This is a genomic window from Variovorax sp. E3, from assembly GCF_016082275.1.
GTDB lineage: Bacteria > Pseudomonadota > Gammaproteobacteria > Burkholderiales > Burkholderiaceae_C > Variovorax.
The window spans coordinates 1-9940 of the sequence record NZ_MOWM01000212.1; the positions used below are offsets into that span (position 1 = coordinate 1).

Consider the following 9940-nt stretch of genomic DNA (forward strand, 5'->3'; position numbering starts at 1 on the left):
CTGGGCCGACGGCTTCGAGAAGCTGCAGATCATCCCCTTGATGATCGTCACGCCGCTGACCTTCCTGGGTGGGAGTTTCTATTCGATTCACATGCTGCCGCCGTTCTGGCAGAAGGTGTCGCTGTTCAATCCGGTGGTCTACCTGATCAGCGGGTTCCGGTGGAGCTTCTATGGCATTTCCGACGTCAGCCTGCCGATCAGCATGGGGGTGACGCTGGGGTTTCTGGCGCTGTGCCTGATCACCGTGCGCTGGATCTTCAAGACGGGGTACAGGCTCAAGACCTGATCGGGCGCTTGCCCGGCGTCGGTCTTGGCCCCGGGCTGGGCCGATTCGTCGCCTCGGAGGGTGTGCACTCAAGACGAAGAAACCCACTTCGCCTGAAAGCGGAGCGAGTCTCGAGTCGGTCTTGATGTGTATTGGCGCTGACCCGGATGCGAGTCGACCTCTGCTGCAAGTCCACAGGCGATACATTTGCATCGTGAACACAGCTCTTCTCGCCTTCTCCTATCCCGAGTTCGTCGGCGAACTCAAGCAGCGCGTCGATTCCGCACGTCTTTCGGCCGCGCAGGCGGTCAATCGGGAACTCGTGGGTCTCTACTGGGACATCGGCGGTGCCATTCGCGAGCAGCAAACCCGTGCCGGATGGGGCGATGCGGTAGTTCCTCAACTGGCCCGGGACCTGAAGACGGCCTTTCCGGGCATGTCGGGTTTCTCGGCAGCCAACCTGTGGCGAATGCAGCAACTGCATCAGAGCTATACCTCGCCTGAGTTTCTCTCACAGCTTGTGAGAGAAATCAAACCGCGAAAGCGTGGCCGCGTCACGCTCGATGCGGCCGAATCCCAGACGCTCTCACAGGCTGTGAGAGATATCGTGACTGCGGTGCCCTGGGGGCACCATGCGAACCTGCTCGCCAAGATCGAGGATGTCGGGGAAAAGCTCTATTACCTGCGTGCCACAGCCAAATTCGGATGGAGCCGCAACGTGCTGCTGAACCAGATCAAGGGCCGTGCGTACGAGCGCTCGAGTCTGGAGGAGAAGGTGCACAATTTCTCCTCCGCCCTGCCCGAGCATCTGGCGGAACAGGCCAACGAAGCACTCAAGAGCAGCTACAACCTGGAGTTTCTGGGCGTGCAGCACGCCATTCGCGAGCGCGACCTGGAGTCGATGCTGATCGATCGGCTGCGGGACTTCATCCTCGAGCTCGGCTACGGCTTTTGTTTCGTCGGTCGGCAATACCGGCTGAAACTTGGCCGCAAGGAGTATTTCGTCGATCTCCTGTTCTATCACCGCTTTCTCAAGTCGCTGGTGGCGGTGGAGCTCAAGATCGGTTCGTTCGAACCGGAGTTCGCGGGCAAGATGGACTTCTACCTGAACCTGCTCAACGAGACGGAACGAGCGGACGACGACAATCCGTCGATCGGCATCATCCTGTGCGCGGAGCGCGACAGCCTGGAGGTCGAGTTTGCTCTCAAGACCAAGGCGAATCCGATCGGTGTTGCCGAGTACCAGTTGCAGCCCAGCCTGCCGGCAGGCATGAAGGGCAAGCTGCCTTCGCCGCGCCAACTCGAGGACGCCTTGCGCACAGCGCTGCCAGGCGGGCCTTCTGCCGCGTAGCCGGCAGAGGCGGCGTCGCCAGCCCGGGCCAATCGGTTGACTATGCCGTTTCGTCAGGTTTCAGGATCACGTCCTGGCCGTTCCTGAGGGCATCCAGAATGACAGACTCCGAAGCCGCATCACTGCCAGGTGGCAGGCTGACCGTGGCGATCGCGTTCGCGACACTCACGCGCACGATGCACAGACCTACCGGCGTGTAGGCGCCGCCCGACTGTGCATACGCGTGCGATCTGACCAGGTTGAGGCTCGGGTCTGCCAGGTGTGCGCTGATCTTCTCGATCACCGGGCGCATCATCGGATGGGGTGGCCAGCGTGTGAGGAAGTCCCGAACCTCCGCCAGCAGATCGAGAGACTCCTTGTGGCGCTGGTCAGTTGAAAGTTGCAAGGTATCTCCTGTTGCCCGACAGACCAGATAGGTGGCGCAGGCTCATTGCAATTTTAGTTCTGCCGCACAGGCCTGAACTTCAAGCGCGGCCGGATGGCCGAGCCTGCGCCATCGACGCTTCACCGCCCGAGGGAACGAGACTAGCATCGAAGGCAACGAACCAAGGGTGCCCGGTGGCTTCGTTAATCGAAAACGACGACCTGGCGAATCGCCCGCCCGTCGTGCAGCAGGTCGAAGGCTTCGTTGATGTCGTCCAGCTTCAGCCGGTGCGTCAGCAGCTTGTCGACCGGCAGCCGGCCCTGCTTGTACAGATCGATGGAGCGTGGAATGTCGCGCGAAGGCACGCAGGTGCCGATGTAGCTGCCCTTGAGCGTGCGCTCCTCCGCCACCAGGCTGACCGCAGACAAGGCGAAGCTCGACGTCGAAGTGGGCAGGCCCGCCGTCACGGTCATGCCGCCGCGCCGTGTCGCGTCGTAGGCCAACGACACTGCCCGGATGGCTCCGGCGAACTCGAACCCCACGCCTCTGCTCCAGTCTCGGTGACTTTGCACATTGTTACGGCTGCGGTCGATTCCTTGCCCTGGCAGACCCTGCCGAAACGCGAACACCGCCGACTCCGAAATCTGGAATGGCCTTGTGCAGGTGTTGTGGTTCCATTCCTGGCAAGAACCTCGGTGGCCGGCCAGCGGCGAGACATGCTCCCACGGGAGCTAGGTCCGCCGGCGTTCACCTTCAGTGCAATGCCCCCGCTCGACGCGCACTGCGCGTGCGACCTGGTACCGCGGCTGTGGCCCGCGATGGGCCCTGCCACCGGGCGAAATCATGCGGGCGCTGCCCCCTTTCTCGCACCAAGCCATCCCAGATCGGCGCGAGCGAACTCTGCGAGCGTTAAATACACTAACGGCATAGCTGTCTCGACACCCGGACGGTCCCCCATGACGACAAACTGCAAATCCAATAAACTCAGCGCTCGCCGTTAGCGTATTTTTTATGTCCTCCACTTTGCCGCTGTTCGCCGATCCGCAAGGGCATGGCCACGCCCTTGCGTTCGATCGCTGGCTGGCCGAGCAGCAAGCCATGGGCTCGCTGCGACAGAGCTCGTCCATCGAGGTCTATCGCGACATGTGGGGCAGTTTCGCGGCATGGTGTCTGGGCCAGTCCCCTGCCGTCTCGCTCGAGACGCTGGACGTGCTGGACCTCGAGGCGTTTCAATCCGCGCGATTCGGCCTCAAGAGCGCCGACCTGTCGCTCTCCCCGCGCCATGCCTTGCGGCTGCTGCGATTGATCGACCGCGTCCTGCATCACCATGCCGCGCACACGGGCGCGCCCGTCAACAGCGCGGTCGCGCAATGGCTCGCGCGTCGGCCGGACGTGCGGTACGCCGACGCCCCGCAGGCAGATCCCCTGCCCGAGTTCCTCTCGGTGGCCGAGGCACGGCATCTGATTTCTTTCCTGTCCAACGCGCGGCCGCGCCCGGGACTGTCCGCACTGCGGCGCGACAGCCACCTGGGGTTCACCTGGCAAGAGCTGCGCAACCGGGTCTCGGTGGCGCTGCAGTTGGGCGCGGGACTCTCGCCCGGGGACGTGCGGCTGCTGCGCACACAGGCCCCGACCCTTCTGGGTGGCCGCACGAGCACGCGTCCCTGGAAAGTGGCGGTCCCGGGCAACGGCAACGCGCCGGCGCGCGAGACGCCCGTGGCGCCCTGGGCGGGCGAGCTGCTGCAGCATTGGCTCACGGTCCGCTCGGACAGCGGCATCCTGGGCGATTTCCTGTTCCCGTCGACGCGCAGCGGCAAGCCCTGGAGCAAGGAGTCTCAGTACAAGACCGCGCGCCTTGTGCTCGAGGAAGCGGGACTCGACGCATCCGAAGGCGGTTCCTTCAAGTTGCGGCACACGTTCGCGCTGCGCCAGCTGCGCCGCGGCACGGCCTTCGACGAAGTCGCACGCTGGCTCGGTATCGAACCTGAAGCGATGGACAAGTACCGCCGCGTGCTCACTTCACCGCCCGACGTGGTCTGAAAGCCCCTGGCCGTCGCTGCACGGCCAATGCCAGGCGCGCAGCGACCACGGGCCAGGTGCGTCCTGCGCAGGCGCAAGGACAAGTCAGCTCAGGCCAGAAAGCGGCTGCCTGCATGCCGTGGGCGCCGAACCCTGCGCCCTGCGCCCGGGGGCCGGGGGCCGTCACAATGCGGCCAGGCCACCTCCGGTCTGCGCCGCCCCTTCTCACCCCCAGCCGCCGCGTCCAGCCGCTACGGCGCCCAGGCTGGCGCAAGCGCTTGCGGCCAGCGGGTATTCGGACATCTGCGTGCTCCAGGACCAGGTGTGCGCGGTGAAGCAGTTCAACTTCACCACGGCCGTGGTCGTCGGACTCGATGACGTCGGGTATCAGCGCCGATATTGCTACGAGCACCGCGCGCACGCTCAGGCTGCGCTGCGGGCCTGGGATGGCCGTGAGCATCCATCGGGGCCCTGGATCAAGTGCAAGGGCGCGGGCATCGATCTCTTGAACCCGAATTTGCGCTGAGTGACCCGCCAAGGCGAATCCATGCGCTGGTGAGCCGTCGCAACGAAAGAGGACGGCCGCCTCCCCGAGCGAAGGCGTCAGGCCGCCAGCTGCTCCAGGGTCTGCCCTGCCGCGAGAGCGTCCTTCAGCCATTGCGGCCGCGGGCCACGCCCCGCCCAGGCGTTGCCTGCCTGATCGCGATAGGCCTTGCTCGGGCTGCGCTTCTTCGACGCCTTCGGCTTCACGGGCTTCTGCGCCTTGGCGGCCGCAGCACCCGCCGGCGAAGCGAAGTCTTCCGGGCTCTTGCCAGCAGCCACCGCGGCCTTCAGCCACTGCGGGCGCGGTCCGCGACCACTCCAGGTGTTGCCAAGGCCGTCCGAGTACGCGGGCACGACGGCGCCACCAGCAGCCTTCGGGGCCTTGGCCTTGGCGCGCAGCGATCCCCCACCATAGCCCAGCTGCTGCGCCGTCAGTCCGTAATGCGCGATCGCCTCCTTGATGCGGGCGACCACGCCGGCAACCTCTTGAGAGCGAAGCTCATCGGCCTGGCGTTGCAAAACCTCGATTTGCTTTTGGATTTGAGCGTAACTTTTCTTCGACATTGCCATACCTATTCTGTGTGAGGGCTGGCCGGAACTTTAAACCTGTTCGTCAATGCCCCGGAAATCGATCGCGCAGCCCCGCATCAAGCGCCGTTGAAGCCATGCGCTGCCTTCCCACGAGGAGGTACGCGGCCCCTTTCCCCGTGGGGTGAGTGACTCGGGGGCCAGCTTTGCCGTGCGAGCGACAGGCCGCGCCGGCCGCAGACTCTGCCGCAGCGCTTCGCATCTTGGGCATGGCCGCCCAGCTGCGGCTGCGCCTGCGCGCAATGCAGTCCGACGGGCTCGTTGCCTTGGCAAACCTCCTCGGTCGTGCCCGTTTCGCGGCGCCAGCGATGCGATCAGCGCGCCAGGGCAGGAATCTGCCAGTAGGCGCCAGCACCGGTTTTCCTGGGGATCAATCCAGGCCTTTGGCCCGCGCGCGCTCCCTTGTAGAAAAGCGCCATGTCCTGCAGGAGCACCGGCGAATCGCCATATTTCGAGTGTCCGAGAAAGTCGGTGTCGATGTTGCTCGCATCGACGGTCTCGACGCCGGCCGAAAGGGTCAGCGCCTCTCCTGCAATGCCCGCCCGGGGCCGCCCCCACACGACGTTCGAGGCATTCAACGCCCGGTCTTTGTCCGACGCATAGAGGTTCACCGTGTATCCGGCCTTGACCATGGCGGGCGCGATCTGCACCGTGAACACCCGGGCATCGATGTCCGGCGCGGCCAGGGTGACCAGCTTGATCTTGGCCGCCAGCTTCGGCCGGTTGAGCGCGAGCGACATCAGGGCATGTGTGGTGGTCCACGAGCCCATGCTGTGGGCGAGAACAAAGATCTCTTCGGCCCGCGTCTTCTCCCCGAACTGAACAAGAAACTCCTCCAGGGCAGGAATCGAGCTGATGGCCTTCGTGAAGTCCCGCAGGTAGTTGGCGGTCCCCTCGATCGCGGATTCGCCATTGGACGGCCAGCTGAAGAAGGCAGGCACCACCGGCAACTGCATGTCCACCGCCAGCTGCGCCGTGCGCAGTGCGGCATCGCGGAAGGGAACGTTGAAGCCGTGCACGAACACGAAACCGATTCTCTTGTGCGAGTCGGAGGCGAAGGACCGATTCACCTGCGCGATGAACTCGTCGGGCCGCAGGGGCGCAGCGTCCAGCAGAAGCATGAATTTGTCCGGATTGCCTTTGTCCCAGTCGAAGGCCGTCGGCGTCTCGATGCGACCGCTCTTATGGATCCACGGCAGGCTGACCAAGGCATATCCATACTGAATGCCTGGCGCTTCGTTGTCGTCGAAGTAAACGGGTTTGGCGGCCGGGACGCGGTTCGTCCCGTAGAACACGGCCACCTTGACCGGATGGCCTTGCGTCGCGTCCGCGATGCGGGGGATGGTCGTGGGAATGCCCAGCGGGCTCGACGCCGTTGCGCAGGCTCCCAGGGCAAGGGCCGCGAGAACTTGCGCGCCCACCCATGCGATGAGGCGCCCGCACCGGGCAAGGCCAGCGCGGGAAGAATGAGCGGCCATGGATCCCTCCGGTTGTTTGGGGCCCGATTACATCTGATTTCGGGGCACGGGACAGCCCGAGTTTTCCAGCGCCAGGCAGTGATCCTGCTGCAGCCGTTTCCTGGCGTTGCAGGCCGCATGGCGGACCTTGCCTTTTTTCCCAACACCGGCGCCCATGTCTGCCCGGGCGTACAGGAAGGCCGCGATCCGCAGCCCCCGTCTGGGTCACGAGCGCCGCATCGCGGCGCCCAGGCAGACCATCGGATATCCGGGAGCGTCGCTGGCTACCTGGTCTCCGGGGCGCGCCATGAATTGCGCATGGAACGATGGGTACAGCCGTCAACACTGCGAGTCGTGCGCGTTGAGGGAAATCGCATCGATGACGCTGACCCCGACGCCCTGCACGACAAACGGATCGAACGTCGACTTGTTCCGGAACGAGGGGGTGCAGTCGCGCCCCAGCCGGGTCTCGCCGAACGGCCCCGAAAAGGACGCGGTGGACCTGCGGCCGGAGCGCGCGGCGCCTACGAAGCCTTCGCCGCCAGACACTCGTGCGCACGCGTCAGACCTGCGCGAGCCTCGCGGTTGCGCCGCCGCACGCCACACGTCAAAAGAAAGTTGGAGGATGCCCACGCGATGGCCGCGCACCGGAAAGCGCGTCGACCCGAACTGGCTCACAATGGCCGCGAAGGAGACCGCCCACCATGGCCAAGCACACCGGATCCCCACGCTTCTCGCGCACGTGCGAGGCGGGCTGCCTTGCCAGCTCGCAACGGCAACCGGCCTTGCCGCAGGGCGCGGGCCGCTGAACGGGGCGTCGTGCAGGATCTCCAGCAGACCGATGTCCGATCTCGCCTCACAACCGCTGGTGCTGGTCCTCATGGGCGTCTCGGGTTGCGGGAAGACCACCGTGGCGGCCATCCTCGCGGGCCGTCTGGCATGGCCCTTCGAGGAAGGAGACGCACTGCACCCGCCATCGAACATCGCCAAGATGGAGGCGGGACATCCTCTGACGGACCAGGACCGCGCGCCTTGGCTGGAGAAGGTGGCCGACTGGGTGGATGAGCGTCTCGACGCCGGCGAAAGCGGCCTCATCACCTGCTCGGCCCTCAAGCGGCCGTACCGGGACGTGATCAACAGGCGCGGGGCCGGCGTGATGTTCGTGTACCTGCACGGCTCCCGCCAGACCATCGCCGCGCGACTGATGGCGCGCCACGGGCACTTCATGCCGCCCAGCCTGCTCGACAGCCAGTTCGCCGACCTCCAGGAGCCCGCCGCCGACGAGCCCTCGATCCGGATCGACATCGGACCGCCTCCTTCCGAGATCGCCCGCACCATCATCACAACCCTGGACTTGAAATGAATGCTTCCACCGCCTTGAACACCCATGACATCCAGGTGCTGGCCGTGGCGGCAGCCGGCATCGCGCTGCTGGTGGTGCTGATCGTGTGGCTGAAGCTGCACGCCTTCCTCGCCCTGACGATCGGCGCCCTCTTCGTCGGCGTCGGATCGGGCATCCCTCTGGACAAGGTGACCGCGTCCTATGAAGCCGGCGTGGGCGGCGTGCTGGGCTATGTCGGCGTGCTCATCGCCCTCGGCGCAATGCTGGGCAAGCTGCTGGCGGACTCCGGCGGCGCCGAAAGGCTGGTCCAGACGCTGCTTCGCGGACGCCCCTCCACGCTGCCCTGGAAGATGGCGTTGGTCGCGGGCATCGTCGGTATCCCGATGTTCTTCGAGATCGGACTCGTCCTGCTGATCCCCGTGGTCATGCTGGCAGTTCACCGATCGAAGGGCCCTGCCATGCGGCTCGGGATCCCCGCGTTGGCCGGACTGTCGGTGCTGCACGGCTTCATCCCGCCGCACCCGGGGCCGCTCGCCGCGATTGCGATCCTGCATGCGAACGTCGGCGTGACGCTGGCGCTGGGATTGCTGATCGCCATCCCGACGGTGGCCGTGGCCGGGCCGCTGTACGGCCTGCTCGCAGCCCGCCTGGTCCCGATCGGCGCGGCGGGCGCGGGGCTGGCCGTCACGTCGGCAGCTCCGGCTGCCGGCGACGCCGCGCACGACGGCCATGCCGACGACAAGCCGACCCGCAGCCCGACCTTTGCCTGGACGCTGATCACCCTGTTGTCTCCCCTTGTACTGATGCTCATGAAGGCGGCGGCCGACATCTGGATGGACAAGCGGCCGCGATGCGCCCCTTGCTGGACTTCATCGGTGACCCGGTCTTCGCCTTGCTGGTGGCGGTGCTGCTGGCCATGGTGACCTTCGGCAGCGCCGTGGGCTTCACGGTGTCCGTGCTGGCCAGAAAGATCGGCGCCAGCCTGCTGCCGGTCGTCGGCGTCATGCTCATCGTGGGGGCCGGCGGCGGCTTCAAGCAGGCGCTCGTGGACGGGGGCACGGGCAATGCCATCGCCAAGATCGCCCTCGCGGCGGGTTTGTCGACGCTGGTGCTGGGATGGATCGTGGCGGTGCTGATCCGCCTGGCGACCGGTTCCGCGACGGTGGCGACCGTCACGGCCGCAGGGATCATCGCGCCGCTGGCCGGCGGCCTGTCCGCCAGCCATTTGTCGCTCGTCGTGCTGTCCATCGGCGCCGGTTCGCTGTTCTTCTCTCATGTGAACGACGCAGGCTTCTGGCTGGTCAAGGAATATTTCGGCCTGACTGTGGGGCAGACGCTCAAGACCTGGTCGGTGATGGAGACGGTCATCTCCGTGATGGGCCTGCTGCTGACCCTGGTGCTGTCAATGGTCTTTTGAACAGTGCGGCGCCTGGGGTCGGCTGCGTCGATTCCTGATGCTCACATAGGCGTGACGTCCCTGTGTGGCACCCGAGGCCCCTTTGCGGCCCGTTGGGCAGGCATGGCCGACGTCTAGGAGTTCATGCCATGCCCATCCGATCGAACGGCCCCGCGGCCGAAATGCAAGCGGTGCGATCAGGACACGCGAAGAATGCGCGCCGCAATCCGTTCAACCGGGCTGCTTTGGAAAGACCGATATCGGTAAGAGAGTGCGCAAGGCCGCAGGGCCAATGGTCGCAGCTTGAAGGACGAGGAGCGAATTCATGGTTGGATCGACGTGAGCGCACCTGCTTTCACCATAGCTTCCACCACCGCTTTTGTTCTTGCCGCTGCTGCAGCGGTCTCAGATCCAGGGTGTCGTAGTCCGGGAAGGGCGCACCGGCGCGTCTGCGCAGTTCCCTCTCCAATTGGTGTGCCACACCACGGGCATGCAGGTCGCCTTGCAATGCCCTCTTTCGCCATTCGGCGGCCCTTGTGACCAATTTCTCGTCAGGCAGCTCTTCTGACTCCATCATGCGCCTGATTGTGCCGGGAATGGCGGGCTCTCGGGCAT

Annotated in this window: 11 protein-coding genes and 1 pseudogene; 6 read left to right on the plus strand and 6 right to left on the minus strand. The window is 65.4% G+C overall.

Translation table 11 applies throughout. From position 1 onward, the window contains the following. Together BMG07_RS37470 and BMG07_RS37475 are read left to right on the plus strand one after the other, a co-directional pair. On the plus strand, positions 1-286 hold a 286-nt coding region (locus tag BMG07_RS37470; protein WP_198088731.1), incomplete at its 5' end, for an ABC transporter permease. 193 nt (positions 287-479) lie between these two features. After that, on the plus strand, positions 480-1616 hold the full coding sequence (locus BMG07_RS37475) for a PDDEXK nuclease domain-containing protein (RefSeq protein ID WP_198088732.1): 1137 nt from the start codon (positions 480-482) through the stop codon (positions 1614-1616). Positions 1617-1656: 40 nt separating this feature from the next. Here BMG07_RS37475 and BMG07_RS37480 read toward each other — a convergent pair whose 3' ends face one another. Both BMG07_RS37480 and BMG07_RS37485 read right to left on the minus strand, forming a co-directional pair. Further along, the gene (locus BMG07_RS37480) at positions 1657-2001 is read right to left on the minus strand and encodes a hypothetical protein (RefSeq protein WP_198088733.1); all 345 of its coding nucleotides are present in this window, start codon (positions 1999-2001) and stop codon (positions 1657-1659) included. Between the two features lie 182 nt (positions 2002-2183). Beyond that, positions 2184-2522, minus strand: coding sequence for a hypothetical protein (locus tag BMG07_RS37485; RefSeq protein ID WP_198088734.1), 339 nt, complete (start codon positions 2520-2522; stop codon positions 2184-2186). A gap of 481 nt (positions 2523-3003) precedes the next feature. Here BMG07_RS37485 and BMG07_RS37490 point away from each other — a divergent pair, with 481 nt between their 5' ends. Both BMG07_RS37490 and BMG07_RS37495 read left to right on the plus strand, forming a co-directional pair. Next, complete coding sequence (locus BMG07_RS37490) at positions 3004-4020, plus strand: site-specific integrase (protein ID WP_269759790.1); 1017 nt, start codon at positions 3004-3006, stop codon at positions 4018-4020. Between the two features lie 286 nt (positions 4021-4306). Beyond that, entirely contained in the window at positions 4307-4525 is a 219-nt protein-coding gene (locus BMG07_RS37495; protein WP_198088736.1) for a hypothetical protein, read from the plus strand. 77 nt (positions 4526-4602) lie between these two features. Here the strand turns inward: BMG07_RS37495 and BMG07_RS45250 are convergent, their stop codons facing one another. From BMG07_RS45250 to BMG07_RS45255, 3 genes are all read right to left on the minus strand, one after another. Further along, entirely contained in the window at positions 4603-5106 is a 504-nt protein-coding gene (locus BMG07_RS45250; protein WP_374221409.1) for an H-NS family nucleoid-associated regulatory protein, read from the minus strand. Positions 5107-5444: 338 nt separating this feature from the next. After that, positions 5445-6608 carry an alpha/beta hydrolase gene (locus BMG07_RS37505; RefSeq protein ID WP_198088737.1) on the minus strand — a complete coding sequence of 388 codons (1164 nt, stop codon included), beginning with the start codon at positions 6606-6608 and terminating at the stop codon, positions 5445-5447. A gap of 318 nt (positions 6609-6926) precedes the next feature. Next, the gene (locus BMG07_RS45255; protein ID WP_198088738.1) at positions 6927-7136 is read right to left on the minus strand and encodes a hypothetical protein; all 210 of its coding nucleotides are present in this window, start codon (positions 7134-7136) and stop codon (positions 6927-6929) included. Positions 7137-7428: 292 nt separating this feature from the next. On the opposite strand from BMG07_RS45255, the gene BMG07_RS37515 reads away from it, so the two are divergent. After that, positions 7429-7950, plus strand: a complete 522-nt coding sequence (locus BMG07_RS37515) for a gluconokinase (RefSeq protein WP_198088739.1) — start codon at positions 7429-7431, stop codon at positions 7948-7950. After that, positions 7947-9346 (plus strand): annotated as a pseudogene (locus BMG07_RS37520) (gluconate:H+ symporter). Before BMG07_RS37515 ends, BMG07_RS37520 begins: the two are co-directional and overlap by 4 nt. 334 nt (positions 9347-9680) lie before the next feature. On the opposite strand, the gene BMG07_RS43580 reads toward BMG07_RS37520, so the two are convergent. Further along, a partial coding sequence (locus BMG07_RS43580) for a hypothetical protein (RefSeq protein ID WP_269759791.1) occupies positions 9681-9940 on the minus strand: 260 nt, incomplete at its 5' end.

What these genes read in the sequence shown, in the direction of transcription:
- BMG07_RS45250 (WP_374221409.1), bottom strand. Translation starts at nt 5,106, where the DNA reads ATGTCGAAGAAAAGTTACGCTCAAATCCAAAAGCAAATCGAGGTTTTG.
- BMG07_RS37505 (WP_198088737.1), bottom strand. Translation starts at nt 6,608, where the DNA reads ATGGCCGCTCATTCTTCCCGCGCTGGCCTTGCCCGGTGCGGGCGCCTC.
- BMG07_RS37515 (WP_198088739.1), top strand. Translation starts at nt 7,429, where the DNA reads ATGTCCGATCTCGCCTCACAACCGCTGGTGCTGGTCCTCATGGGCGTC.